The 26,750-nt window shown below is 66.8% G+C and carries 24 protein-coding genes and 1 other annotated feature; of the genes, 12 read left to right on the forward strand and 12 right to left on the reverse strand.

The genetic code is table 11. The annotated features are described in order from the left end of the window. Nucleotides 1–61: 61 nt before the first annotated feature. Both MFF40_RS00535 and MFF40_RS00540 read left to right on the forward strand, forming a co-directional pair. Nucleotides 62–1,345, forward strand: a complete 1,284-nt coding sequence (locus MFF40_RS00535; RefSeq protein ID WP_238259361.1) for a PQQ-dependent sugar dehydrogenase — start codon at nt 62–64, stop codon at nt 1,343–1,345. A gap of 211 nt (nt 1,346–1,556) precedes the next feature. Next, a complete protein-coding gene (locus tag MFF40_RS00540; RefSeq protein WP_238259362.1) occupies nt 1,557–1,874 on the forward strand; it encodes a c-type cytochrome in 318 nt (105 codons plus the stop codon). On the opposite strand, the gene MFF40_RS00545 is transcribed toward MFF40_RS00540, so the two are convergent. From MFF40_RS00545 to MFF40_RS00560, 4 genes are all read right to left on the reverse strand, one after another. Further along, nucleotides 1,875–3,440, reverse strand: a complete 1,566-nt coding sequence (locus tag MFF40_RS00545) for a hypothetical protein (RefSeq protein WP_238259363.1) — start codon at nt 3,438–3,440, stop codon at nt 1,875–1,877. Between the two features lie 13 nt (nt 3,441–3,453). Next, nucleotides 3,454–5,256, reverse strand: a complete 1,803-nt coding sequence (gene lepA, locus MFF40_RS00550; protein WP_147938642.1) for a translation elongation factor 4 — start codon at nt 5,254–5,256, stop codon at nt 3,454–3,456. A gap of 220 nt (nt 5,257–5,476) precedes the next feature. Next, nucleotides 5,477–5,677: a hypothetical protein gene (locus MFF40_RS00555; RefSeq protein ID WP_147853554.1), complete on the reverse strand. Its 201-nt coding sequence runs from the start codon at nt 5,675–5,677 to the stop codon at nt 5,477–5,479. 72 nt (nt 5,678–5,749) lie between these two features. Continuing rightward, nucleotides 5,750–6,526 carry a HugZ family pyridoxamine 5'-phosphate oxidase gene (locus tag MFF40_RS00560; RefSeq protein WP_238259365.1) on the reverse strand — a complete coding sequence of 259 codons (777 nt, stop codon included), beginning with the start codon at nt 6,524–6,526 and terminating at the stop codon, nt 5,750–5,752. A gap of 286 nt (nt 6,527–6,812) precedes the next feature. On the opposite strand from MFF40_RS00560, the gene MFF40_RS00565 reads away from it, so the two are divergent. The 4 genes from MFF40_RS00565 to MFF40_RS00580 all read left to right on the forward strand — a co-directional run bounded on the left by MFF40_RS00565 (nt 6,813) and on the right by MFF40_RS00580 (nt 10,359). Continuing rightward, nucleotides 6,813–7,523 (forward strand): response regulator transcription factor, encoded by a 711-nt coding sequence (locus tag MFF40_RS00565; RefSeq protein ID WP_147853553.1) that lies wholly within the window; start codon nt 6,813–6,815, stop codon nt 7,521–7,523. 80 nt (nt 7,524–7,603) lie between these two features. After that, complete coding sequence (locus MFF40_RS00570) at nt 7,604–9,343, forward strand: sensor histidine kinase (protein WP_238259576.1); 1,740 nt, start codon at nt 7,604–7,606, stop codon at nt 9,341–9,343. Continuing rightward, nucleotides 9,343–9,783: an HPr kinase/phosphorylase gene (locus MFF40_RS00575; RefSeq protein ID WP_147853551.1), complete on the forward strand. Its 441-nt coding sequence runs from the start codon at nt 9,343–9,345 to the stop codon at nt 9,781–9,783. Before MFF40_RS00570 ends, MFF40_RS00575 begins: the two co-directional genes overlap by 1 nt. A 174-nt stretch (nt 9,784–9,957) precedes the next feature. Beyond that, nucleotides 9,958–10,359: a PTS sugar transporter subunit IIA gene (locus tag MFF40_RS00580; protein WP_147853550.1), complete on the forward strand. Its 402-nt coding sequence runs from the start codon at nt 9,958–9,960 to the stop codon at nt 10,357–10,359. 6 nt (nt 10,360–10,365) lie between these two features. Here the strand turns inward: MFF40_RS00580 and MFF40_RS00585 are convergent, their stop codons facing one another. From MFF40_RS00585 to MFF40_RS00615, 7 genes are all read right to left on the reverse strand, one after another. Continuing rightward, a complete protein-coding gene (locus MFF40_RS00585; protein ID WP_238259367.1) occupies nt 10,366–11,190 on the reverse strand; it encodes an EamA family transporter in 825 nt (274 codons plus the stop codon). 62 nt (nt 11,191–11,252) lie between these two features. Beyond that, nucleotides 11,253–12,566, reverse strand: coding sequence for an ATP-dependent protease ATPase subunit HslU (gene hslU / locus MFF40_RS00590; protein WP_147853548.1), 1,314 nt, complete (start codon nt 12,564–12,566; stop codon nt 11,253–11,255). 121 nt (nt 12,567–12,687) lie between these two features. Beyond that, nucleotides 12,688–14,184, reverse strand: a complete 1,497-nt coding sequence (locus MFF40_RS00595; RefSeq protein WP_147897333.1) for a SulP family inorganic anion transporter — start codon at nt 14,182–14,184, stop codon at nt 12,688–12,690. Between the two features lie 64 nt (nt 14,185–14,248). Beyond that, nucleotides 14,249–14,304, reverse strand: a sequence feature (sul1 is cis-regulatory element that is thought to sense ions involved in sulfur or methionine metabolism; They are found in Alphaproteobacteria). A gap of 53 nt (nt 14,305–14,357) precedes the next feature. Further along, on the reverse strand, nt 14,358–16,028 hold the full coding sequence (locus MFF40_RS00600; protein ID WP_238259368.1) for a methyl-accepting chemotaxis protein: 1,671 nt from the start codon (nt 16,026–16,028) through the stop codon (nt 14,358–14,360). Between the two features lie 237 nt (nt 16,029–16,265). After that, a complete protein-coding gene (gene hslV, locus MFF40_RS00605; protein WP_147897357.1) occupies nt 16,266–16,796 on the reverse strand; it encodes an ATP-dependent protease subunit HslV in 531 nt (176 codons plus the stop codon). Nucleotides 16,797–16,974: 178 nt separating this feature from the next. Next, nucleotides 16,975–17,793 carry an SGNH/GDSL hydrolase family protein gene (locus MFF40_RS00610; RefSeq protein ID WP_147897335.1) on the reverse strand — a complete coding sequence of 273 codons (819 nt, stop codon included), beginning with the start codon at nt 17,791–17,793 and terminating at the stop codon, nt 16,975–16,977. Between the two features lie 169 nt (nt 17,794–17,962). Next, entirely contained in the window at nt 17,963–18,412 is a 450-nt protein-coding gene (locus MFF40_RS00615) for a cupredoxin domain-containing protein (RefSeq protein ID WP_147853544.1), read from the reverse strand. 398 nt (nt 18,413–18,810) lie between these two features. On the opposite strand from MFF40_RS00615, the gene MFF40_RS00620 reads away from it, so the two are divergent. From MFF40_RS00620 to MFF40_RS00630, 3 genes are all read left to right on the forward strand, one after another. Then, nucleotides 18,811–20,037, forward strand: a complete 1,227-nt coding sequence (locus MFF40_RS00620; protein WP_238259370.1) for an MSMEG_0565 family glycosyltransferase — start codon at nt 18,811–18,813, stop codon at nt 20,035–20,037. Then, nucleotides 20,030–20,308, forward strand: a complete 279-nt coding sequence (locus MFF40_RS00625; protein ID WP_147853542.1) for an MSMEG_0570 family nitrogen starvation response protein — start codon at nt 20,030–20,032, stop codon at nt 20,306–20,308. Before MFF40_RS00620 ends, MFF40_RS00625 begins: the two co-directional genes overlap by 8 nt. 163 nt (nt 20,309–20,471) lie before the next feature. Beyond that, nucleotides 20,472–20,771 (forward strand): hypothetical protein, encoded by a 300-nt coding sequence (locus MFF40_RS00630; RefSeq protein WP_238259371.1) that lies wholly within the window; start codon nt 20,472–20,474, stop codon nt 20,769–20,771. A gap of 78 nt (nt 20,772–20,849) precedes the next feature. On the opposite strand, the gene selB is transcribed toward MFF40_RS00630, so the two are convergent. Then, nucleotides 20,850–22,802 (reverse strand): selenocysteine-specific translation elongation factor, encoded by a 1,953-nt coding sequence (selB, locus tag MFF40_RS00635; RefSeq protein WP_238259372.1) that lies wholly within the window; start codon nt 22,800–22,802, stop codon nt 20,850–20,852. Nucleotides 22,803–23,195: 393 nt separating this feature from the next. Between selB and MFF40_RS00640 the strand changes: the two genes are divergently transcribed. From MFF40_RS00640 to MFF40_RS00650, 3 genes are all read left to right on the forward strand, one after another. Then, the gene (locus MFF40_RS00640; RefSeq protein WP_238259373.1) at nt 23,196–24,710 is read left to right on the forward strand and encodes a CYTH and CHAD domain-containing protein; all 1,515 of its coding nucleotides are present in this window, start codon (nt 23,196–23,198) and stop codon (nt 24,708–24,710) included. 136 nt (nt 24,711–24,846) lie between these two features. After that, nucleotides 24,847–26,013, forward strand: a complete 1,167-nt coding sequence (locus tag MFF40_RS00645; protein WP_238259374.1) for a carboxylate-amine ligase — start codon at nt 24,847–24,849, stop codon at nt 26,011–26,013. Nucleotides 26,014–26,257: 244 nt separating this feature from the next. Beyond that, nucleotides 26,258–26,719, forward strand: coding sequence for a tellurite resistance TerB family protein (locus tag MFF40_RS00650; protein ID WP_147853738.1), 462 nt, complete (start codon nt 26,258–26,260; stop codon nt 26,717–26,719). The last annotated feature ends 31 nt before the right edge of the window (nt 26,720–26,750 follow it).

Here is a 26,750-nt window from a genome sequence, read left to right on the forward strand (position 1 = left end):
GTCGTCTATCTCCGATCCGGAACCGTCCGAACCCAAGGGCGGCCGGGAGGATTTGAAGACGATGCGATCGCTGTTCATCGCCGCGCTCTGGGCGGGCGTCGCCCTGCCCGCCCTCGTGGCTCCGGCCCTCGCACAGGGTGCGGCGCCGGCCGAGACCAAGGCCAAGGCCGACGACCTGGAGAAGCTGCAGAACCTCCGCAGCACCGACACCCAGGCCGCCCCCGAGATCCCGCAGACCGGCCGCCGCGCCGACGCGATCCGCAAGACGCTGACCAAGATCAAGCTGCCCGAGGGCTTCAAGATCGACCTCTACGCCGTGGTGCCGGATGCCCGCGCCATCGCGGTCGGCCCCAATGCCGGCGTGCTGTTCGTCGGCACCCGCAAGACCAAGGTCTACACGGTGACCGACCGCGACAAGGACCGGGTCGCCGACGAGGTCCGCGCCTTCGCGCCGGGCATCGCGTTCAAGATCCCCAACGGCGTCTGCTTCTCGAAGGACGGCGTGCTCACCATCGTGGAGCAGAACCGGGTGCTCGCCTTCCCGGCCGCCGAGTTCTTCTACGAGAATCCGGATGTCGCCGCCGGCATCCTGGTGAAAGAAGGCGCGCTGATCCCGGCCGGGGAAGAGAGCTTCAATCACACCGCCCGGGTCTGCCGGGTGGGTGCGGACGGCAAGACCTACATCGCCCTCGGCCAGCCCTACAACGTGCCGCCGGCCGAGAAGATGGACCTGTACCGCAAGGCCGGCATCGGCGGCATCATCCGCATCGATGCCGACGGCAAGAACCGCGAGGTTTTCGCGACGGGCATCCGCAACTCGGTGGGCATGGATTTCGCCGCCGACAAGTCGCTCTGGTTCACCGACAACCAGGTCGATGGCATGGGTGACGACAAGCCGCCGGGCGAATTGAACCACGCCACGAAGGCGGGCGAGAACTTTGGCTTCCCCTGGTATGGCGGCGGCGCGGTCCGCACCGTCGAGTACAAGGACCAGACCCCGCCCGCCGACGCGGTCGCCCCGGTCGCCGAATTGCCGCCGCACGCGGCCGATCTCGGCATGACCTTATACACCGGCAAGCAATTCCCGGCCTCCTACAAGGGCGGGATCTTCATCGCCGAGCACGGCTCCTGGAACCGCACCGAGCCGGTGGGCGCCCGGGTGATGTTCGCGCCGATGGGGGCGGACGGGAAGCTCGGCGCGGTCAAGCCGTTCGCGGAAGGCTGGCTGACCGGCGACGGCGAGTATCTCGGCCGCCCGGTGGACGTGGCGGTGATGCTCGACGGCTCGCTGTTGGTCTCGGATGATTCCGCCGGGGCGATCTACCGGATCTCCTACGAGAAGTAGGTTTTCGGGACTTGGCGCCTCTGTTCGTGAGAGGCGCCACCGCCGCAAACAGGCGCGACAGTCCCCCTCTCCCGTGCGGGAGAGGGTTGGGGTGAGGGACCCGAATTTTCCGGAGAGGTCGCACCCCTCACCCTGTCCCTCTCCCGCACGGGAGAGGGGACCTGCGCCTATTCCGTTGACCGTTCGTGAAACCGCCTACCGAGCCCAGCCGATGATCCGCCCGCTTCTCCTTCTCGCCGCTCTGCTCGTCCCGCTCTCGGCCCAGGCCGGCGACGCGGCCCTCGGGCGCAAGAAGGCCACCGCCTGCCAGACCTGCCACGGGATGGACGGGCTCTCGAAGCTGCCGGAGGCGCCGAATCTCGCCGGGCAGGTCGAGCCCTATCTGGTGAAGGCGCTCAGCGAGTACCGCGACGGCAAGCGTCAGAACGAGATCATGAACGTGGTCGCCAAGGAGTTGTCGGACGCCGATATCGCAAACCTGGCCGCGTATTATGCGGGCATCCAGATCGACGTGCTGCCGCCCAATTGATTAAATGGTTTTATCGCTCGAGATTGCTTTTTCTGAGTATATACTTGGTTCAACGACAACGAGGGTTGAGTCCGGCTCTCTTGATGCAAATTTTTTCGCGGCATTTTCAATTGACTTAAGAGCTAAAGATTTGTTTTCAAAGCTGCCAAACGCATCAAGTTCGATATTTTTAATGTTCATTCTTACGTCTCGACCGTCAATTTTAGGTATCCCCTCGACTATTAACATCATTGCGATTAATCTTCCTCCGCATTGAAAGCCGAGCGGGAATAGAAATTTTGCAATGCTCACAGCTTCTTCTGGAGTACGTGATAGTGTGCAGCTAATGACTGAGTCACTCCGGTCACGATCTCGTAAGAGCGCGAAAAGCCCAGTGCGATTGTTCATTATTTTGACAAATTCATTTCCAGAAAACTTCAAGTAAGACCTGAGCTCAGGAAATTTATAAAAATAATCTATTAGGGAAATAGTTTTATTCAATGATGCTTCTTCCCAATTTAACGAAGCAGTTGATGAAAATTTTGCTTCAACCGCCTTTCGCCCATGTAAATATATATACATATAGCTCGACTCAAGCGTCGAAATATACAAAAAATACAGCAGATTTTTTAGTTGATCCCAATCCAAAGATTTCGAAGTATCGGGATCGCAGTCCCAATTGTAAAATCCGCGGCTTGGACTGAAGATGACAGAAAATATATCGTTACTAACGCGAACTATAAACTTATCTTTATCTATATCGGGGAGGCGTGGTGCTCTGACCTCGCACTCAAATTCAGCCCGGTGCCTGCGATCTTTAGTGATGAACTCAACAATTCCGTATTGTTTCTCTGACGGTTCGGCCCGGAGTATGACTGACGTTGCTTCTTGTAACGGAACCGCAATGTCAAATCTTGTCTCGACGACAGAAAAATCTTGTACTTCAAGCTCGTCAATTTCACCAATCATCAAGGAAATAAGTTTATCGTCTGCGTCTATTCCACTTAATGCAAATTTGCCCTTGAAGGCGTTTTCGTTGTAGCCGACTGTCTTAGTAATTTCTATTTTTCTTTTGATATAGCCCTCAATACTATCTGTGCTATAATTTTTAATGGCAGACCGTAGGTCGTCCGAACTTTGTATCGAAGTTATCTCCAAAATTGATCGGCTGATTGATACTGTCTTTTTTCGTTTGCTGTAGGGCAGTGTTTGATTTTTTCTCAGTGCGGCCAGAATATGAGACACCGCAAGTTTGCCAACATGGGCAAGTTCAAATTTTATTGGGCTCCCCGGTCCGCAGTCCAAGCCAAGAGCAAAAAATGTCGGCTTGATTTCTCTCGCCATTCGCTCGGCGTTAGACAACTTGATGCATATTGCGTCAAACTGTTTTTGTGATGTTTTTACTTGGAAAAAAGCACTGATGGCTGGCGGGCGGTGGTCTGCCGATCCGGTAAATGCTGTGTCTAGTGGAAATTGAACGAAAAAATCCCACCCCGCTATGTCTTCTTCCGATGAATTGCAGATAAGGCCTGCATCGGAGCAGAGAAGGCTGAAAGATTTTTCTCCGCGCGTGCCTCGGTCAGTCATCTAATGGAATGCCTCAATCGTCCATCTTCAGCGCCGCGATGAACGCCTCCTGCGGGATCTCCACGCGCCCGAACTGGCGCATCTTCTTCTTGCCTTCCTTCTGCTTGTCCAACAGCTTGCGCTTGCGCGAGATGTCGCCGCCGTAGCACTTGGCGGTCACGTCCTTGGACAGGGCCTTGATCGTCTCGCGGGCGATGATCTTGCCGCCGATCGCCGCCTGGACCGGGATCTGGAACAGGTGCCGCGGGATCAGGTCCTTCAGCTTCTCGCACATGGCCCGGCCGCGCGATTCGGCGCGGGTGCGGTGGACCAGCATCGAGAGGGCGTCCACCGGCTCGGCGTTGACCAGCAGCGACATCTTCACGAGGTCGCCCTCGCGGTAGTCGGAGACGTGGTAGTCGAACGAGGCGTAGCCCTTCGAGATCGATTTCAGACGGTCGTAGAAATCGAACACCACCTCGTTCAGCGGCAGGTCGTAGACCACCATGGCGCGCTTGCCGACGTAGTTGAGGTCGATCTGGACGCCGCGGCGGTCCTGGCAGAGCTTGAGCACGCCGCCGAGATACTCGTCCGGCGTCAGGATCGTGGCGCGGATCCACGGCTCCTCGATCAGCTCGATCTTCATCACGTCCGGCATGTCGGCCGGGTTGTGCAGCTCCTTGAGCGTGCCGTCGCGCATCTTCAGCCGGTAGACCACGGAGGGCGCGGTTGAGATCAGGTCGAGGTTGAACTCACGCTCCAGCCGCTCCTGGATGATCTCCAGGTGCAGCAGGCCGAGGAAGCCGCAGCGGAAGCCGAAGCCCAGCGCGGCCGAACTCTCCATCTCGTAGGAGAAGGACGCGTCGTTGAGCCGGAGCCGGCCCATGGCCGCGCGCAGGTTCTCGAACTCGGCGGCGTCCACCGGGAACAGGCCGCAGAACACGACCGCCTGGACCTCCTTGAAGCCCGGCAGCATCGAGGTGGTCTGGCGCTTGTCCTCGGTCAGCGTGTCGCCGACGCGGGTGTCGGCGACCTCCTTGATCGAGCCGGTGAAGAAGCCGACCTCGCCGGGGCCGAGCTCGCCGATCTCGGCCATCTTCGGGCGGAACACGCCGATCCGGTCGACGCCGTGGACGGCGTCCGCGCCCATCATCCGGATGGTCATGCCCTTCTTGAGCACGCCGTCGATGATGCGCACCAGCACGACGACGCCGAGATAGGCGTCGTACCAGCTGTCCACCAGCAGGGCCTTGAGCGGCGCGCTCCGGTCGCCCTTGGGCGGCGGCAGGCGAGTCACGATCGCCTCCAGCACCGCCTCGATGTTCAGGCCGGTCTTGGCCGAGATCGGCACCGCGTTCGAGGCGTCGAGGCCGATCACCTCCTCGATCTGCTCCTTGACCCGCTCCGGCTCGGCGGCCGGCAGATCGACCTTGTTGAGGACCGGGACGATCTCGTGGTTGGCGTCGAGCGCCTGGTAGACGTTGGCCAGCGTCTGCGCCTCCACGCCCTGGGAGGCGTCCACCACCAGCAGCGAGCCCTCGCAGGCGGCCAGCGAGCGCGACACCTCGTAGGCGAAGTCCACGTGGCCGGGCGTGTCCATCAGGTTGAGGATGTAATCCTTGCCGTCCTCGGCCCGGTATTCCAGGCGCACGGTCTGCGCCTTGATGGTGATGCCGCGTTCCTTCTCGATATCCATCGAGTCGAGCATCTGCTCGCTCATGTCGCGCAACGCCACGGTGCCGGTGGCCTGGATCAGCCGGTCCGCCAGGGTCGACTTGCCGTGGTCGATATGCGCGACGATCGAGAAGTTGCGGATGTTGTCGATCGGGGTTGTCATCGGCATTCCGTTCGGGCGCGCGACGGCGCGCACCGTCTGACGTCTGGGCGTGTTCGGATGGGTCGGCTCACGCGCGAGATAGCAGCGCCGCGCAGACGCGCCAAGCGCGGGGGCCGACCCGCTGCGATCGGGCCGGCCCGAACGACGAAGCGGGAGCCGGATCGAACCGGCCCCCGCCCGTCGGTAGTGCTCCGCCGGTGCCGGCGGCCGTCAGGAGCGCTCAGCGGCCGCGATCGCGGATCAGGCGCTCGATCTCGGCCTCGCCGTGGGTCCGGGCCTTCGACTCGGTGGGATGCTTCCGGTCCGAACGCTGGTGCAGCTTGCCGTGCTTGCGGATGCTCCACTGGAACATCGCGCCGCTCTCGCCGACCGGCTGCACATCGAGGCTGAAGGGATAGGTGTCTGTCTGGATCTCGCTCATCGCGCGGATATGGTGCACCGGGCGGCACTTCGCCATGCCCCGGGGTGATTGGCCGCCGCCGATGTCGCCCGCTCAGGCCCCGCCGCGCGCCTGCGCCGCCATCGCGACGAGGTGCCTGCGCAGGCCGCCCATGTCGGAGACGCGCTCCGGAAAGACCACGCGCGCCGTCCGGTCGCCGGCCATCAGGTCCAGCCCCTCCGGGTCGAGCCCGCTCAAACGCCACGGCAACCCCGCCTCTGCACCCGCCGCGGCGGCGTAGAGCGCCAACGCGTCGGCGTGGTCGGCGTTCATGTGCTCGACCGCCCCGGCCTCGCCGGCGACCACGGCCTCAGCCCCCGCGAGGTCGAGGAGCAATTCTTCGCGGATCAACGTCGCGGCCTTCGCGAAACCGCCGTTCAGGTGGCCAGACTTCGCAGTCACCGCGAAGAACCCGAAATCCGGAAAGTCGGCGTACAGCTTGGCTTTCGGATGACGCGCCAGGAAACGCGCCCGCGCCCGGGCATCGTCGGTCTGCACGGCGGTGCCGACCACGGTGAGTCGCGGATGCGCCAAGGGATCGCCCTTGCCGCCCTGCGAGAACAGCAGCGAGCAGCGCGGATCGCCCAGCAGGTTGCGGGTGTGGGCCGAGAGCCGCGACAGCAGCATCAGCGGGGTGCCGTCTTGGTCGGTGGCGATGGTCACCAGCGACGCGAAGGGTGTTCCCTCCGCATCGAGGGTCGCCAGCGCCCCGGACCGGACGGTCCGCAGCAGCATCCGCGACAACCCGATCGCGTCGAACGGCGCCTCGCCTGCGGGCAGCGGACGGGCCGGCTCGCGCTGTTCCGACGCATTGGTGCTCGTCTCGCCCATCCGGTCGCCCTCGTTTTTCACCGCTGCCGCACGCCCGCCACCGTAGCGCTGCACCGCTGCGCGCACGAGCGCCCGGACCCGCGTCAGATCGGCCTTTATGGCCAAGCTATGACCGCCGCTCGCTTTTTCCGATCGGCCGTACTAAAGCACCTGTCCCGTTGCGCGAACCGGGCGGTGCCGAAACCGGCCCGGTTCGCGCTTCCGCCTGCCCCTCGGGGCCGGGATGGAGCGCGGCCCGCGCGAACAGCCGGGACCGCGCTTGAGCCCGTTCAGTCAGGGATCGCGCATGCCAACCATCGCCCTCGTCGACGACGACCGGAATATCCTGACCTCCGTGTCGATCGCGCTTGAGACCGAAGGCTACCGCATCCAGACCTACACCGATGGCGCCTCCGCCCTCGACGGTCTGCGGCACTCCCCGCCGGACCTCGCGATCTTCGACATCAAGATGCCGCGCATGGACGGGATGGAGCTTCTCCGCCGCCTGCGGCAGAAATCCGACCTCCCGGTGATCTTCCTGACCTCGAAGGACGAGGAGATCGACGAGTTGTTCGGTCTCAAGATGGGCGCGGACGACTTCATCCATAAGCCGTTCTCGCAGCGCCTGCTGGTGGAGCGCGTGAAGGCGGTGCTGCGCCGCTTCGCCAAGGAGCCGGCGGGCGCCACCCCGCGGGGCGAGGCCGACATCGCGGCCCGCTCGCTGGAGCGCGGCTCGCTGATGATGGATCCGGAGCGGCACACCTGCACCTGGAAGGGCGAGCCGGTGACCCTCACCGTCACGGAATTCCTGATCCTGCAGGCGTTGGCCCACCGGCCCGGCGTCGTGAAGAGCCGCAACGCCCTCATGGATGCCGCCTACGACGATCAGGTCTACGTCGACGACCGCACCATCGACAGCCACATCAAACGCCTGCGCAAGAAGTTCAAGGTGACCGACCAGGCCTTCGACATGATCGAGACGCTGTACGGCGTCGGCTACCGGTTCAAGGAGGCGTGATCTAAAGGATCCGCCACGTGACCGGCCACACCCCCGCCCAAGCCGAGGACGCCCCGCCGCGCCCCTCGTTCACCCAGCTCCTGTCCCGACCGCTGACCTGGCCGCGCGCCCTCTGGGACGCGATCGGCCAGCGCGCGTCGTCGAGCCTGACGCGCCGCATCGTCGTGCTCAACCTCGTCGGGTTGATCGCGCTGCTCGTCGGGTTCCTCTACCTCAACCAGTTCCGGCAGGGCCTGATCCAGGCCCGGATCCAGAGCCTGGCGATCCAGGGCGAGATCATCGCCGGCGCCATAGCGGCCTCCGCCTCGGTCGACACCGACACCATCCAGATCGACCCCGACAAGCTGCTCCAGCAACAGGCGGGGGAGCCAACCGAGGAGGAATCCCAGCCTCTCGCCTTCTCGCTCAACCCCGAGAAAGTGGCGCCATTGCTGTCGCGCCTGGTCACCCCCACGGGTAACCGCGCCCGGGTCTACGACCAGGAAGGCGGCCTGCTGTTCGACACCCGGACCCTGTTCAAGCGCGGTGACGCCGGCCGCAACGACACGATCGCGGCGAAGCCCCACAAGGCGGGCATGCTCGAATCCGCTTTTCAAGCGGTCCAGGCGAAGCTCAGCGGCCTGTTCGGCGGCCGGGGCGCTCGACCCGAGGAGACGGGGCCGGTCAACGGCCATTCGCTCCGCGAGGTCCAGGCGGCGCTCACCGGCAATCGCGGTAGCCTGGTCCGCCGCAACGCGCTGGGCGAGACCACCGTCTCGGTGGCCGTACCGATCCATCGCGCCGGCTCGGTACGCGGCGCGCTTCTGATCTCTACGCAGGGGGACGCCATCGATAGGGTGATTGCCTCGGAGCGCTTCGGTTTGCTGCAGGTGTTCCTGGTCGCCTCGGCCGTGATGGTGGTGCTCTCGGCGCTGCTGGCCGGTGCCATCGCGGGTCCGGTGCGGCGGCTGGCGGAAGCTGCGGAGAAGGTCCGCATGGGGATCAAGACCCGCGAGGAGATCCCCGACTTCACCCAGCGCACCGATGAGATCGGCCACCTTTCCGGGGCCCTGCGGGACATGACACAAGCGCTCTACCGGCGCATCGACGCCATCGAGAGCTTCGCCGCAGATGTCAGCCACGAGTTGAAGAACCCGCTGACCTCCCTGCGCAGCGCCGTCGAGACGCTGCCGCTGGCGAAATCCGATGATTCGCGCGGCCGCCTGATGGCGATCATCCAGCACGATGTGAAGCGCCTGGACCGGTTGATCAGCGACATCGCCGACGCTTCGCGGCTCGACGCCGAGCTTGCCCGGGCTGAGGCACGCCGGGTCGACCTCAAGAAGCTGCTGTCCACGGTCGTCTCGGTGGCGAACGAGCGGAGGCGCCCGAAGGATTGCCTGATCCAGCTCGACGTCGAGCCGATCGCCGATCAGGATGCGCCTTTCACGGTGATCGGCCACGACAGCCGACTGGGCCAAGTCGTCAACAACCTCCTCGACAATGCCCGCTCGTTCTCGCCCACCGAAGCGAAGGTACGGGTGGCGCTGCGACGAGTCCGCGGCGAGGTCGAGCTGGTTTGCGAGGACGAGGGCCCCGGCATTCCGGAGCACGCTCTGGAACGCATCTTCGAGCGCTTCTACACCGATCGGCCCGAGCAGGGGTTCGGGCAGAATTCGGGGCTCGGGCTGTCGATCTCGCGCCAGATCGTCCAGGCCCACCGCGGTACGATTCGTGCCGAGAACCGTCCCGGGGCACCGGACGAGGACGGCGAGCCCACGGTGCGCGGTGCCCGCTTCACCGTTCGCCTGCCGGCCGCACCGCGGCAACTCCACGCCTGATGACGACCCTGCACGCAGCCTGCGTGACCTTGGGCGAGGCCGGCATCCTGATCCGCGGCCCGTCCGGCTCGGGTAAGTCGAGCCTGGCGGTTCTCATCGCCGCGGAGGCGGATGGGGCCTTCGTGGCAGACGACCGGGTGGTCTGCGACCGACGGGCCAATACGCTCGTCGCCCGGCCCCATGAGGTGCTGGCGGGGCAGGTGGAGATCCGTGGACAGGGCATTCTATCGGCAACCGACCTGGGATTGCCGCTGCGCTGTGAGGCGCATCTGCGCCTCACGGTCGATCTCGTCGACGAACAGCCGAGGTTGCCCGATCCACCAAACGACACCCGCATTCTCGATGTGCGATTACCCCGCTTGGTTCTCGACGCCGCAGTGCGGCGGGCGGGATTATCGATGTTGCTGATTCGTGCCGCGCTGCGAAAGTCCAGTCCGTGACTTCGCAGCCGCACAGGTCATCGATTCGCGTCATGGTGGTGAGACCCCATGGCGCCGAAGGAGCGCGCATGGCATGATCGCTCTAATGTCCGAGCAAAAACGTCGCGATCGCCTTGTTGGGACCTGTGCATTGCACAACATGGCGGCAGACAGAGGACGTTGGAACACGTGTCGATGATTGGCATGGTGCTCGTCACTCACGGGCTGCTGGCGACCGAATTCAAGGCCGCTCTGGAGCACGTGGTCGGCCCGCAGGATCAGATCGAGACGATCACGATCGGGCCGGAAGACGATATGGAATTGCGACGCCGGGACATCATGTCGGCGGTCTGTCGCGTGAACACCGGCGACGGTGTGGTGGTGCTCACCGACATGTTCGGTGGCACGCCCTCGAACCTTGCGCTGTCGTGTATGAACGGCGGCTCGGTCGAGGTGGTGGCGGGAATCAACTTGCCGATGCTGATCAAGTTGGCGAGCGTTCGTGACGAGGAGAACCTCAGCGACGCCGTCCTTCACGCCCAGGAAGCCGGGCGCAAGTACATCAACGTCGCCTCCCGAGTCCTTGCCGGCAAATAAAGCTCGTTAGCCCTCTGGGGCCACGGCCATGGTGGCAGGCTGACGGCTCGTCGCGGTGATGCCCGCCGAGGCCAGAATCACTAACCCGATGGCCAGCCACTGGATGGTGCCGAGACGCTCGCCCAGCAGAGCGAAGCCGGCGCAGGCGGCCACGGCAGGTTCCAGGCTCATCAGGACGCCGAAGCGTTTGCGATCCAGGCGGCGCAGCGCGAACATTTCCAGCGAGTAGGGCAGGGCACTCGACAAGAGCGCCACCGTGAGGCCGGCCACCAGGATACCGGGGGCGAACAGGTCCAGACCGGCTTCCGCAAGGCCGAACGGCCCGGCGACCACCGCCGCGACCAGCATGCCCAGCGAGAGTGCCTGACCGCCATCGATCCGTCCGGCACGTTGGCCGAACAGGATGTAGAGTGCCCAGGCAAGAGCCGCCCCGAGCGCCAGGACCACGCCGAGCGGGTCCAGTGAACTCGTCGATGCGACCGGCAGGAGCAGGCCGAGTCCCAGTACCGCGACCCCGATCCACAGGAAATCTGACATGCGACGGGAGGCGATCAACGCAATTGCGAGCGGCCCGGCGAACTCGATCGCCACCGCCGGTCCGAGCGGCAGGCGCGCGATGGCCAGGTAGAACAGGACGTTCATCAGCCCCAGGCTGATGCCGTAGAGCGCGATCCACCCGGCATCCCGCGCCGACAGGCTGCGCCGCCACGGGCGCCAGACCGCGATCAGCATCACGGCCGAGAAGCCGACCCGCAGAGACGCTGTCCCGGCGGCTCCGACGACGGGGAACAGGCTCTTGGCGACCGTGGCTCCGAATTGGAGCGAGATCATCCCGGTCACCAGTGCGATGACGGGGAGGAGAGCCGCATCCGGCCGCCACCCCGAGCGAGTGGTCACAGGATGAACCGACTCAGATCCGCGTTGGCGGCCAGATCCTCGACCCGGGCCCGGACGTAGGCGGCGTCGATCGGCACGGTCTCCCCGGACCGGTCGGTGGCGGTGAACGAGATCTCATCGATCACCCGCTCCAGCACGGTCTGCAGGCGGCGGGCACCGATGTTCTCGACGGAGGAGTTCACCTCGACGGCGACGCGGGCCAGCGCGTCCACGGCGTCGTCGGTAAAGGTGAGGGTCACGCCCTCCGTCTGCATCAGCGCCACCGTCTGCTTGAGCAGGCTGGCCTCCGTGGAGGTCAGGATCTGGCGGAAGTCGTCCACCGTCAGAGGCTGCAACTCGACCCGGATGGGCAGACGGCCCTGGAGTTCCGGCAGGAGGTCGGAGGGCTTCGAGACATGGAAGGCGCCCGAGGCGATGAACAGCACGTGGTCGGTCTTCACCGGGCCGTGCTTGGTCGCGACCGTCGTGCCCTCGATCAGCGGTAGCAGGTCACGCTGCACGCCCTCGCGGGAGACGTCCCCGGAGGAGCGGCCCTCACGGGTGCAGATCTTGTCGATCTCATCGAGGAAGACGATGCCGTTGTTCTCGACCTCGCGGATCGCGTCGCGGATCAGTGCGTCGTCGTCGACCAGCTTGTCGGATTCCTCGGCCAGCAGCGGCGCGTAGGCATCTCGAACCAGGATGCGGCGCGGCTTGCCGCGCTGCCCGCCCAGCGCCTTGCCGAGCACGTCCCCGATGTTGATCGCCCCCATGGAGGCCCCCGGCATGCCGGGGATCTCGAACATCGGCAGACCCGACGGGGCACCCGAGGCCAGTTCCAGCTCGACTTCCTTGTCGTCGAGTTCGCTGTCACGCAGCTTGCGCCGGAAGCTGTCGCGGGTCGCCTGGCTGGCGGTGGGCCCGACCAGGGCGTCGAGGATTCGATTCTCGGCCGCCGCCTCGGCCTTGGCTTTGACGGTCTCGCGCTTCGCCTGTCGGGTCAGGCCGATCGCCACCTCCACGAGATCGCGGATGATCTGCTCGACGTCACGGCCGACATAGCCGACCTCGGTGAACTTGGTGGCCTCGATCTTCAGAAACGGGGCATTGGCCAGCCTGGCGAGGCGGCGGGCGATCTCGGTCTTGCCGCAGCCGGTCGGCCCGATCATCAGGATGTTCTTGGGCGCAACCTCCTCGCGAAGCGGCCCCGTGAGCTGCTGGCGACGCCAGCGATTGCGGAGCGCGATCGCGACGGCGCGCTTGGCGTCGTGCTGCCCGACGATGAAGCGATCGAGTTCGGACACGATCTCGCGGGGAGAGAACGTCGTCAACGCTGTGCCATCCTTGTTGTCCCGGCCTGGCCGACGCAACCGCAGGCCTGGGCCGGGAATGGGGTCGCGGCGCGCGCGACGCAAGAGGCCGGGCGCGGCCTGGGGCGTGCGTCGCCCCGTCTCAGTGACCCGCCAGCGACGGTGCGGCGTCGGGCTTGTCGTGCTTGCCGAACCGTTCGACCAGCGTCGCACTGGCGGCGTTCAAGCCGATCACGTCGACGATCCGCCCGCGGGTGCGGGCTTTCAGGACGACGCGGTCGAGCGCGGCGACCGCCGAAATGTCCCAGAAATGCGCGTCTTGCAGGTCGATGACGAGGCGGTCCACCGGCTCCAGCACGTCGATCGCCTCCGAGAAGGTGCCGGCCGAGGCGAAGAAGACCTGCCCGGCCACCCGATAGGTCCGGGTCCGGCCGTCTTCCGAGAGCGTGGAGGAGACCTGGCTCAACCGCGAGACCTTGCCGGCGAAGAACACGCCGGACAGGAGCACCCCGGCCAGCACGCCCTGTGCCAGATCCTTGGTGGCGACCACCACCAGGACGGTCGCCAGCATCACAGCCGAGGAAGGAAGCGGGTTCGTACGCAGCCGCGCCAGCGACCGCCAGGAGAAGGTGTTCAGCGAGACCATGATCATCACCGCCGTCAGCGCCGCGACCGGCACGACGGCCAGCAGGTCCTGAAGGGCCACCAGGAGCAGCAGCAGGAAGGCGCCTGCCACCAGCGTGGACAGGCGGCCCCGAGCCCCCGAGGAGACGTTGATCACCGACTGCCCGATCATCGCGCAGCCGCCCATGCCGCCGAACACGGCCGACGCCATGTTGGCCACGCCCTGGCCCATGCATTCCCGGTTCTTGTCGCTGGCGGTGTCGGTCATGTCGTCGACGATCTGCGCCGTGAGCAGGCTTTCCAGGAGGCCGACGGCGGCGAGCGTCGCCGCGTAGGGCAGCAGGATGCGCAGGGTCTCGAAGGTCAGCGGCACGTCCGGCAGCGCGAAGCTCGGCAGCGTCGAGGGCAGGGCGCCCAGATGCGAGACGGTGCGCACGTCGAGGTGGAAGATCGCCGTCACCGCGGTCAGCACCGCGATCGCCACGAGGGGCGAGGGGACGGCCCGGGTGATCCGCGGGAAACCGTAGATGATCGCGAGGCCCAGGGCGATCAAGCCGTAGGTCGCCGGCGTGACGCCCGTAAGCTCGGGCATCTGCGCCAGGAAGATCAGGATCGCCAGCGCGTTGACGAAGCCGGTCATCACCGATTGCGAGACGAACCGCATCAGCCGGCCGAGTTTGAGCAGGCCGGCGAGGATCTGGATCACGCCCATCAGGACGGTGGCGGCGAACAGGTATTGAACCCCGTGCTCGCGCACGAGATCGACCATCACCACCGCGGTCGCGGCGGTGGCGGCCGAGATCATGGCCGGCCGCCCCCCCGCGAAGGCGATCGTGCAGGCGATGACCACCGAGGCGTAGAGGCCGACCTTGGGATCGACCCCGGCGATGACCGAGAAGCCGATCGCCTCCGGGATCAGCGCCAGGGCGACGACGATGCCCGACAGGGTATCGCCGCGGATATTGGACACCCACGACCCGAGAGGGCCGCCGGTTCCGGATGAACTGCGTTGCATGATGATGAGGATCCGCACGAGACGCGCGTCCGCTCGAACGGCGGATCAAGTGGCGTCTCGGATGCGTGGTCCGGCGGATCGGCGGCCGGAAGAGCCACCCGGGCTTTCACCGGGTCCTTGCGAATGGTGCGACCCTACGAGGCATCGCACTGCGATGCAACATCGAGGCGGGATCAGGCCGCCCGCACCTGCGCTACGAAACCCGCGACTTCGTTCCCCAGGCCATCCGAACGGCGGGCGATGTCGGCCGCCGCATCGAGCACCTGTCCGGCGCTGGCGCCGGTCTCGTGGGCGGCGCCCAGCACCAGCGACATGGTCTCGGTCACGGCGCGGGTGCCGCTGGCAGCCTCGGCGATGCTGCGGGCGATCTCCTGGGTGGCGACCTGCTGCTGCTCCACGGCCGCCGCCACGCCGAGCGCGATACCGTGGACCTGCTCGATCGTGCCGCCGATCTCCTCGATGGCCGCGACGGCCGCATGGGTGGCCGCACGCATCGCCTCGATTTGGCCGGCGATCTCGTCCGTGGCCCGGGCGGTCTGGGTCGCCAGGGCCTTCACCTCGGTGGCGACCACGGCGAAACCACGCCCCGACTCGCCAGCCCGGGCCGCCTCGATCGTGGCGTTGAGGGCGAGCAGATTGGTCTGTCCCGCGATGGTCGAGATGAGCGACACAACCTGCCCGATGCCGTCGGCGCTACGGGCGAGCGCCTGGACGCTGGCGCGGGTCCGCTTGGCCGCCTCGACGGCGCCAGCGGCAGCGTCGGACGTCTGTGATACCTGGACACCGATCTCGCTCGCGGTGGCGGCGAGTTCCTCCGTGGCGGCGGCGACCGCCTCGACATTGTGTGCGGTGGTCTCGGCGGCGCGGGTCACGACGCGCGACTGCTCATCGGTGCGCTCGGCATTGCCCGCCATGGCGGCGGCAGCGCGTTCCATGCCGGTGGCGGCGCCGGCGAGGTGATGAACCAAGCCGCCGATGCTGCCCTCGAACTGGTCTGCAAGCCCGACCATCTCGGCGCGCTTGCGGGTCACCGCCTCAGCCCCCAAGCGCTCGCGCTCCTGACGCAGCCCGTCGGCTTCCCGCATGGTACCGGCGAAGACCTGCATACTTGCCCAGATCGCCCCGATCTCGTCGCGACGGGGGTGCACATCCGGAAGCGTGTGGTCGCCCCGCGAAAGGCGCTGGATCGCCTCGGACACGGCGCGCAGCGGCCGGGCGATCTGGCGTTGGCCCACCAGGATGCCGAGCCCGCAGCATGCCACTGTGCCGAGCAGCGCCAGCGCGAATACCAGCAACGTGCGCGCCTGGAAGAGATCGCGGGTCTCGGCCTTGACCGCAGCCATCTCGGCCCGGCCGCCCGTGACCAGGGCATCGATGCTCGCCTGGAAGGCCCTGCGGTTGGACTGGTTGGCCTCGTTGAAGCCCAAATCGGCGGCGGCGCGCGGACCGGCCTCCACGCCGGCGGTGGCCAGCGCAGTCCGCAAGGTCCGGAAGGCGTCGGCGTTCCGCGCCATCGCGTCGAAGAGCGGGCGTTCCTGCTCGGTCACCCGGGGCGCCCAGTCCGCCCGCAGGACATCCATCGCGGCCAGGCCCTTACGGATGCCGGCCGCGTATTTCGTAGCCTCGGTCCGGTCGGCCGAGGCGTAGACGCCGCGGGAATCCATTGTCACCTCGGCGACGAGGCGGTTGAAGTTTGCGGCGTTCAGCGCGCGAACCGAGGCATCCTCGACCTGCGTCAGGGAGTGCTCGAAGCGCTGCAGGGTCGCGACGCTGATTCCTGCGACGACGAGCGTCGTCAGGCTGCAAGCCGCAACGAAGCCCAGGATCTTGCCACCGATCTTCATGCCGTTTCCACCCAGGGCTTTGCGGAACGATTGTGCCGGTGACGGATCAAAGCTCCGTTAAGGTGAAGTCTGTTGCCAAGCTGATGCGATTCGAATCGCCAGTCGGCGTGGTCATTCGACCGGCAGAGCGGCATCTCATCCTGTTCGATAAACGCCGAAAGTCGCCTCGCCCTTCGTCGCACCAGCCCACTTCACCGCGGCGAAGCGATCATACCGCGGCCGCATGAACCTTCTGCATCACGCCTGATCGAGGGCCTCGATCACCAGGTTGCCGTTGGTGTAGACGCAAATCTCAGCGGCGATCGTCATGGCTTTACGCACGATCGCTTCCGCGTCGAGTTCGCTATCCTCAAGGGCGCGGGCGGCTGCGAGGGCGTAGTTTCCGCCTGAACCGATTGCCATGACGCCGGTTTCCGGCTCCAGCACGTCTCCGGAACCGGAGAGCAACAGGCTGACGTCGCGGTCGGCCACCACCATCATGGCTTCGAGGCGGCGCAGGTAGCGGTCCGTGCGCCAATCCTTGGTGAGTTCGACGCAGGCGCGCGTCAACTGGCCGGGATACTGCTCCAGCTTGCCTTCGAGGCGCTCGAACAGCGTGAAGGCGTCGGCAGTCGCCCCGGCGAAGCCCCCGATCACCGCGCCCTTCGCGAGGCGCCGCACTTTGCGGGCGTTGCCCTTGACGATGGTCTGGCCAAGGCTGACCTGCCCGTCGCCGCCGACCACGACGCGTCCGCCCTTGCGGACCATCAGGATCGTGGTGGCGTGCATCTGGGGCACAGAGCCCCGGTCGTCGTACCTGAATGCGTCCTGGCTCAAAGTTCGGCTCCGATCTCGGTCCGCGCCGAGATGGGGAGCTTTGGCGGCCGCGTCCAGCCAACGGACGTCAGTCCCGACGACAGGACGCTCGCTTCCGTCGTGCCGGGCGTCGTTGCGGTGGCGCGGGGCTTTATTCGGCGACCGCCTCGGCCGCCTGCACCGGGCCGGCGTCGTGCAGGATCGATTCGGCCGCCGCCTGAGCCAGCAGGGCGTAGCCGCCGTCAGCCATGTGCAGGCCGTCCGAGGCGAAGAGCTGCTTGGCGGTGAGCTTCCCCTCGCGGACCCAGCCGTGCATCAGGTCGGCCCGACGGATGACCGGCACGTCGAGTTCAGTCCCGATCGCCCGCACCGCATCGCGGAACCGCGAAGAGCCGGGTGTCGAATCGAGTTTCGGACACCATTGCGGTTCCATCAGCACCACGTCGATGCCGGCTTCCTGGATCCGCCGGATCGCGACGGCGGTCGCCTCGTGAAAATGCTCGATGGAGACGCCGCGCAGCGGATCGTTGCTGCCGGTCTGCCAGATGACGAGCTGCGGTTCGGCCGCGATCACGTCGCGATCCAGGCGCTTCAGCATGTCGTCGACATGCTCGCCGCCGATGCCGCGGTTGATCACGGCGACATCCATGCCGCGGAGCTTCTTGCGCAGGTTGACCTGCAGGCGCGCAGGATAAGCATTGGCCGGGCTCGAAGCACCGATGCCCTCGGTCGAGGACGACCCGAACGCGACGATCTTGAGTGGCGCGCCGATGGCGATCTGCCGGGCGACGTGTGGGAGGTCCGGGCTGTCGCTCAGGTCGATGCCGAGCATGTCCAGCGAATCGGGGAGGAGGTCCGCGTAGGCGAGAACCGCGGTCGGGACCATCAGCAGGCCGCACAGAACCAATACGTCCCGCCAGCGCTTGCGGCGCGGCTTGGCGGGCGTGACGGATGTCAGGTTCTGGGACACGGGACCGATCGCTCCGCCGCTCGTTCACGACAGATACAATCTGACACAGGTCCTTGAAAAGACCGGTTCCGTTCGCGCCTTTAAGATGAAGTGAATTCGTAACGCAAAATTAAGTCCGAGACGCCGCCGAGCCCGATTGGGACGGCGTCTCGGCCCCGCCCAGGACGCGTCAGCCGGCCGGCGGCGACAGCACGAGCTTGCCCACGAAGGGTGCATTGCGCTTGTTGTTTGCGGTGCAGGCGTAGCTGTGCTCTCCCGCATCGAGAGTGCGCAGCTTCAAGGTGCCGTGGCCGTTGGCTTTGACCGTGTAGCCCTTCTCGCTCATCACGTGGACGAGGTCGCCGTCAGCGTGCAGCAGGTGTCCCTGCTCGAACTGTCCGGGCGCCGTGAGCGTCACCGGGACATTCGCCTGGCTCACCACCTTCAGCACGACGTCGGTGTTGGCCGGCAGGCGCAGGTCGGCCGGCGCGCAGACCGGTTTGTCATCCTGAAGCGTGATGGTCAGCTCGACGGGCGGTATCACCGCGCTTGCGGGCTTGCCGAGCTGCGGGTTGTCTTCAGCGTAGGCCGCACCCGCGAGAACGGTGGCCAGGACGGCAGCGATCAGGGTCTTCTGCAAGGTCTCGGTTCTCCGGCACGACCCGCAGCCGGAGCATCGCCCCAAGAGCCGGCCGCCGGCTCTCGTAGGAAGACGACGCTCAGTTCCTCCCAGTGATCCTCGCGCTGTATTAAATATTCACCGCGAGGATCAAAGCGCGCGGGTCTCTCGCCGGCAATGAGGTGATGGAGCCAGGGTTCCGGTGCGCGACGCCGTGGCTCAAGTTGGGCCGATGGAATGCGCCGATGACGTCCTGTGCCCAGCAAAGATGGCGGAGTCTGACGTTTTATTCTCGCGGGTGCAGTTTTCGGCACGATCGATGCGACCGGACTTAACGGGTCTCCGGATGGGTGGCGGGATCCTGGTGCTGGGCTTCGAGGGTGGAGTCCGGACCGGCCGCGAGCCTCGTCTGCCGTCCCATGGTCGATCGCTTGCGCATCGCGATTCTCACGCACTCGACCCATCCCCGCGGTGGCGTGGTCCACGCTCTGGCGCTCGGTGAGGCACTGTGTGACCTCGGGCATGAGGCGGTGGTCCACGCCCCAGACCCGACCGGACGCGGCTTCTTCCGGGATGCACGCTGTCCCGTGGTCTCGGTCGCGGCCAAGCCCGTTGCTGAACCGACGTCAGCGCTGGTCCAGTCACGGATCGCTGATTACCTGTCCCACTTCTCGACGCCGGCTGCCTGTGACTTCGACATCTTCCATGCGCATTGCGGCATCAGCGGTAATGCCCTGGCGACCCTGACTCGCCGCCGTCTGATCCCCGGCTTCGTCCGCACGGTCCACCACATCGATACGCTGACAGACCCGCAGATGAGCCAGTTGCAGGAACGGGCGATCGTCGATGCAGGGCGGCTGCTCTGCCTGAGCGCGACCTGGGCTGCGGCTCTCGCGGCCGAATATGGCGCACGGGCCGACGTGGTCGGCAGCGGCGTGGATGGTGCCGTCTACACCCCCGAGCCTTCAGCCGGCGATCCGGCGTTGCGCGAGCGCCTCGGGTTCGGGGCAGGGCCGGTCTTCCTCAGCGTCGGCGGGTTCGAGGCGCGCAAGAACACGCTGGCGATCATCGCGGCCTTCGCGCGCCTGCACCGTCGTATCCCGGCCGCACAACTCGTGATCGCGGGCGGTGTCTCGCTCCTCGACCATGCCGGCTACGAAGCCCGGTGCTGCGCAGCCCTGGAGCGCGAAGGGCTGGAGGTCGGTCCCGGCAAGCCGGTGATCAGGACCGGGCCGATCGCCCAGGCGGATATGCCGGGGCTCTACCGCATCGCGGATACGCTGGTGTTTCCGTCCCCACAGGGAGGCTACGGCCTATGCGTTCTGGAAGCGATGGCCTGCGGCACGCCCGTCGTCGTCTCGGCACCGTCGCCCTTCACGAAACAGCCGAACGCCGCAGCGGCACTTGCAGCTCAGCCCGACGATCCCGATGCGATCGCCGCCGCCATGCAGGCGAGCCTGGAGCCATCGCGCCGCGTCCGCCTGCGCGCCACCGGTCTGGAGGTCGCCCGGGCCCAGACCTGGGACGCCTGCGCCGCACGTCACCTGCCGACCTACGCGTCGTTCGCCCCCGGTCCGGCCCCGCTTTCGGCGATCGCCACGGGATCCGCCGCCTGGAACACCACCCGGATCCCCGGCGATGCCTGAGATGCGTTTTCATATCCGATGGCCGGACGGCAGCCGCGAGGCCTGCTATTCGCCGTCGCTGATCATCAAGGACCATTTGTCGGTCGGCCAGGATTACACCCTCGACGAGTTCCTGGCGCTGATCCGCCTCGCTCTCGGCGGCGCGAGCGACAAGGTCCGTGAGCGGTACGGCTTCCCCTGCGGGCGGGCGGAGTCGCAGCTTGCCCGGATCGAGGACGCCGCACGTCGTCAGGTGCCGGGCACGGTGCATATCGAGGCGTTCGAGGAATGATCGTTTCGAGATCGCCCATGGCGCACGCGGGGCGACCCGATCGAAGCTGGCTGCTCATATGATTGCTTGACACCCCGCCAGCCCGTGTCGAACCGACACAGCGCAGATCTCGGTTGAGGCGGCGTTCTCCGATAACCCGATCTGCCTGGACGAGGCGCAACCGATGATCATCCGGATCGCCACGGCTCTCTTCGTGCTGGCCATCCCCGCGGTGGCCCAGGCGCGTCCGTCCAGCACGACCATGACCTGCCAGCAGATCGTCCGGCTGGTCCAGACCCGTGGTGCCCTGGTCCTCGGGACCGGCGGCCAGACCTACGACCGGTTCGTCCGGGACCGGTCGTTCTGCGAGTCGACCGAGGTCGCGCGGCGCGCCTTCCGGCCGACCCGCGACAACCCGACCTGCCTGATCGGCTACACCTGCTACGAACCCGGTGCGGACGATTGGCCCGGCGAGGGTTTCTAGAGCGTCATCCCGAAATCTGGCCGCCCGCTTTCGGAAAGAAGGTGATGCGCTGGCTCACGCGGTTATGGCCTGCCGACCTCAGCGACCGCCGGCCGCTTCCTCCAGGGTCACGATCACGCGCCTATCCCCCGCCCTGCGGCTGAAGCCCGCGGCATCGAGGTGCTCGAGGAGCGGGATCGAATACTTTCGCGAGATCCCGAGGGCCGCCCCGGCCTCCCGGGCCAAAAACCCGGTTTCCGGCGTCGTCGCGTTCGGGAATGCCTCGGCCAGCCGCGTGCGGGCGACCGAGACCGCGTCGCGGTGGAACAGCACCGCCCGGCGCTGCACCCGGTCGATGGCGCGGATCACCGTGCCGGCGCCGACCAGATAGGTCAGCGCCTCCCGGCGCCGGACATCACGGCCGACCGCCTCGGTCTCATCGGGCGGATTGAGGCCGGCCCGGCGGAACAGCTGCTCGAGTTTGCGTGCGGTCTCGCTCTCGTTGCGGGCCGGATCGAAATCGGACCTGCGCCAGAGTGCGCCGGCCTGAACCGTGCCTCCCGTGCCGGCGAGGTCACGCAGGACCAGGCTAGCCAGGACCTCGGGAATCGACAGCTGCCGGGCGAGGCGCTCCAGCGCGATGCCGTGCTCCATCGGGTTGTCCCGGTGATGCTCGCTGAGCGCTGCCAACGCCGCGGCTCGCAGCGTTGCGAAGGCGGGAGCCCCGATGAAGCGGTCGCCGAGCTCCCGGGCGCCGGAAGCCGTAAGGATCCGTCGAACCCGCTCGGTTCCGATGCCGGCCGCGCGGGCGAGTTCCGGCAAAGTCGCCCCCGCTGGACCGGCCTGCGACAGACGGACCGTCACCGCGTCCGCCGGTTTCCCGGTCGCCAGCGCGCTGAAGTCGGCCAACACCCGGGCATCGTGCCGCCGTCGCCGACGGCTCACCGGATCGAGCACGCGGCCGCCGGCCACGGTCGCAGGCGGGGAATCGAGACGGAGCACGAACGGCTCGCGCGCCGGCACGGTGATCGGCTCGGCGAGGTGCAACTGCGCCGGCGCGGTCGCGCCCGGCTCCAGCGTGTCGCGGTCCAGCAAGCGCAGGCGGGCCTCGACCTCCGTGGTCCCGAACAGGAGCCGGCATGCGCTGCCGCCCGGCAAGGCGGCATCCGCGCTGGCCGCGGCGGTCAGCGCCACGTCGAGCCAATGCGACGGCGCCAGCAATCCGGGCACCGTGAGGGCCTGACCGCGTGCGATCTCGTCGAGGCCGATACCGCGCAGGGCCACGGCGGTCCGTCGTCCGGGCTCGGCGCGCTCGACCGGGCGTCCGTGGATCTGGAGGCTGCGCACCACCGCGCTACGGCCGCCGGGCACGATCTCCAGGGTGTCGCCCACCGCGAGCGGTCCGCGCCGCAGGGTCCCGGTCACCACCGTGCCGAAGCCCGGACGGGTGAAGACCCGGTCCACCGGCAGATACGGGAATCCGTCGTCGACGCCGGTTTCCGCTTCGGCCAGCAAATCGGCCACGGCGCGGGCCAGATCCTCGACTCCGGTGCCGGCGTGCGTGGAGGTGGCGATCACCGGCCCTGCCACGATCCCGGCGCGGGAGGCGGCGGCGGCGATCTCCGCTGATCGCGCGGCGATCGTCTCGGGCGTGGCCAGATCCGCCTTCGTCAGCGCCAGCACGCCGCGGCGGACACCGATCAGCCGGGCGATCTCCAGGTGCTCGACCGTCTGCGGCTTGATGCCTTCGTTGGCATCCACCGCAAGCAGGACGGCACGCATGCCGGTGGCACCAGAGACCATGGCGCGGACGAAGCGTTCGTGACCGGGCAGGTCGACGAGGTCGATCTCGCCCTGCGCGCTCGTCAGCAGCGCGAAGCCCGGTACGATGGAGACCCCGCGGTCTCGCTCTTCCTTCAGCCTGTCCGTCTCGATTCCCGTGAGTGCCCGGACCAGGGCCGTCTTGCCGTGGTCCACATGCCCGATCACACCGACCAGAAGTGTCTTTAAGGAAGTCACCGACCCGATTGTCTCCGCGGTTCTGCCGTCCACGCAGGGCGCACTGCATTCACGGCAAGGGATTCCGTCTTGCCGACCCAGCGTTGCGCCGTTCGCCGCCCATCGGTCGAGGTCGTGACCGTGGAGGCAGATGGATTGTGGACAATCGGGTTTGCCACGGCGTCCCAGATTGGGAAAGCGTAAAAGTGAAGCGACTCAATACGCATGCCACGGCCGAATCCGCCCGACACCCTTCATATCTGGGTGCAACCTCATATGCGTTCCAGCCGCTGGATCGGCACAATCGTGCATACACGATCAAGGACTTAAGGGCGGTCCCGATTGCCAGAAAGTCCGGATCGGTCCTAGATCGGAATTTACGACGCCCGGATGCAACCCGGCGAGCGCTGCGCCGAGTTAAGAACCGGACGTTTCGAAGAGGAGAGCATGAGCGAGACCGATAGCCACGCCGTGGCCGCCCCCCGTGAGATCGAGCTGAAGCTCGATTGCGCGGGTCCCGACCTGACCGCGCTGGCGGCCCATCCCCGGCTCCAGGGGGCCGAAGGCTCCGAGCCCGAACTCCTCGTCAGCACCTATTACGATACGCCGGAGCAGGATCTGCGCGCCGCCGGATTGACCCTCCGGGTCCGCAACCAACGCGGCCGCCACATCCAGACCGTGAAGGCCGGACAGGGCGGTGTCGGACTGTTCGACCGTTCCGAGTGGGAGTCTGAGATCGCGGGCGAGACGCCCGATCCGGCAGCCTGGGCCGAAACCGCGGCGGACAAGGTCCTGCGCAAGGCGGACGCGCCCCTGGTGAAGCTGTTCTCGACGGTGGTCACGCGTCGGGTCATCCCGGTTCGGCAGGGCGACTCGCGCATCCTCGTCACCCTGGATGAGGGTCGGGTCGAAAGCCCGGCAGGCGATTCCCCCATCTGCGAGGTCGAGCTTGAGATCGCCGACGGCGAGCCCGCCGACCTGTTCGCCCTGGCACAGAATTTGGCCGAGACCGTTCCGCTGCGGCTGAGCGCCACCGCCAAGAGCAGCCGCGGCTTCGCCCTGGTCGATGCAACCAGCCCGTCCTCCGTCAAGGCCGAGCCGGTGGTACTGCCCGAGGGGGCGAGCGCCGGCGACGTCTTCCGTCGGGTGGCCCGCGCCTGTCTGCGCCACCTGCGCCTCAACGAGACTGCGTTCCTGGCGGGTCATGCGCCGGAAGCCCTTCACCAGATGCGCGTCTCGCTGCGGCGGCTGCGCTCGGCCCTGTCGCTGTTCGCCCCCATGCTGGAGGCCGATCCGCGCGCGGCCACTTTCGGCGACGAGATCAAGCGCGTCACCGAACCGTTCGGGCATGCCCGCAACCTCGACGTGTTCCTCGGCCAAACCCTGCCGAACCTCACCAAGGAGCGCCCGGACGACACCGACCTCACCGCCGTGCGCGAGCTGGCCGAGGCCGAGCGCGCCAAAGCCTACGATGCGGTGCTAGCGATCCTGGAGAGCCCGCAATGGCGCGGCCTGATCATCGACTTCGCCGGCTGGGTCGAGGCCGGTTCCTGGGCGGCCCAGGATGCCGCCGCCGAGGACGGAAGCGCCTTCGCGGCTCGCGTCCTGGATCGGGCCCGCGAGCGCCTGAAGAAGCGCGGCCGGGGCCTTAAGAAGCTCGATCCGCATACCCGCCACCGGGCACGGATCGCCGCGAAGAAACTGCGCTACGGCGCTGAGTTCTTCGCGGCGCTCTATACGAAGAAGAAGGCGCGACGTCGCCAGGACAAGTTCGGTGCCGCACTCTCGGATTTGCAGGATCACCTCGGCGCGCTGAACGACCTGGAGACGGCGCGCACGATGATGGAGATGCTGGGAGGGCCCCCGATGCCCGGTCCGGACGACGCGAGCACCCGGGATCTCCTCATCGAGGCCGCGGAGGCGCGAGCCGAGCTGCTGGACGTCAAGCCGTTCTGGCGCTGACAGACGTTTTCGGACCGGATCTTCCGGGCCGAGACTGCGGATCCGTGCCCGATTGCGACTGGATCCGGCACGGATCTCGCGACGCCCCGTTGATCGGTATGTCGGCCTGCGCCGACGGACCGGGCGAGGAGCGCGGATGGCCCATGCCTATCGATTCGGGATGGAGGAAGAGTTCTTCCTCGCCGACGCCCGCACTCGCGGCTCGCCGCGAGCCCGGCTGAAGGCGTTCCACGCCGCCGTCAAGGCGCGACTGGACACGGTCGAGCGTGAGCAACTGCAATGTCAGATCGAGATCGCCTCACCCCCGACCGATGACATCGAAGCGGCACGGGGCCATCTGGCAGAGCTACGCCGAAGCCTCTCCGAAATCGGTTCTGAGCGCGATATCCTGACTTTCGCGGCCGGGACGCATCCGACGGCCCGCTGGCGGGACCAGTCTGCCACCGACAAGGCCCGCTACCACGGCATCATGGCCGACCTGCGGATGGTCGGGCAACGCAACCTCGTCTGCGGACTGCACGTCCATGTCGAGGTGCCGGATCCGGACACCCGCATCGACCTCATGGGGCGGCTGCTGCCGTTCCTGCCGGTTCTGCTCGCGCTCTCGACCTCCTCGCCGTTCTGGCAGGGCGAACGAACCGGCATGGCCGGCTATCGCACCCGCGCCTACGCCGAGTTGCCCCGCACCGGCCTGCCGGAACTCTTCGCCGACCCGGCCGACTACGCCCGCTACGTCGACGTGATGACCCGCAGCGGAGCCATCGCGGATGCGACCTTCCTGTGGTGGCAGCTGCGCCCGTCGCTGAAATACCCGACGCTCGAATTGCGCGTGGCCGACAGCTGCCCCCGTCTCGACGACGGACTCTGCATCGCCAGCCTGTACCGATGCCTGGTGCGCCGGGTGGTCCGGGACCGAACACGCAATGCCGGGATGACGGCCGCCTCCCGGGGGTTCATCCGTGAGAACCTGTGGCGGGCCGAACGCGACGGGGTGAAGGCCGAGCTGATCGACGAGGCGCGGGCGCAGACGGTGCCGATGACCGAGACGGTAGAAATGTTGCTCGACGACACGGCGGAGGATGCCGAAGTGCTCGGCTGCTCCGAGGCCTGCGCGCACGCCCGGACCATCGTGGCCGACGGTTCGAGCGCCGACCGACAGCTCGCGATCTTCTCCGCAGCGCGCAAGCGCGGTGCCCGGGAACGCGACGCCCTGTCGGCGGTGGTGGATCTTCTCGCCCAGGAAACCGCCGCCGGAACGGCGACCGCGGTTGGGGCCACTCGCGCACCGTCCCGACGGCGTTGAACAGGAACCGGGCCCGCCCGAGGGGGGGATGGCAGGCCCGGGATCTGTCGGACCGCGCTGGGGACGCGGTTGAATGCATGATTCACATCTGGATGTTGCTGGCGAATTTCTGGCGCTCGCGGGTTGCGAAATTCCCACCGCCGATCCGAACCGCGTCGCGTTGACCAAGCGCTTCCCGGCCCCTTCCTTCCCGACCGCGGTCTGCTATCCCTCCCGCTCCGGCGGACATCCTCGAATACTCGGCATGAGCCTTCTGCGCGACATTTTCGGCCATGTCGGCCGTACCGTGACAGCCTATGCGGGCGACAAGGCGCTGATGCTCGCTGCCGTCTCGGCCGCCGCCAACGTCATCGTCGCCGACGGCGAGGTGGCGAGCGAAGAGTTCGATACGGCCCTGCACGGCCTGCGCGCCGATCCGGTCCTGGTGAAGGGCTACGACGCGCTGATGCTAGAGACGGAGTTGTACGAAGGCATTGCGCGGGCCCGCACACGTCTCGGCCGAGCCGAGAACCTGCGCCACGTCGCCGCCGTCGCGGAGCGGCCGACGAGCCAGCGGGAGAATGTCTTCCTGATCGCCGCCGACGTCGCAGACCAGGACGGGATCAGCGGCATCGAGGCGAATGCCCTGGGCGAGATCGCCAGCGCGTTGCAGGTCGACGGCGCGGCACTGTTGCGCGCCAATCCGGTGCGGCGGCCTCCGGTCTGATCCCGCCGGCTGGCATCACCGTTGCTCCGGG

Origin of the sequence: Methylobacterium mesophilicum (genome assembly GCF_022179445.1) — a bacterium.
GTDB classification, from domain to species: Bacteria; Pseudomonadota; Alphaproteobacteria; order Rhizobiales; family Beijerinckiaceae; genus Methylobacterium; species Methylobacterium mesophilicum.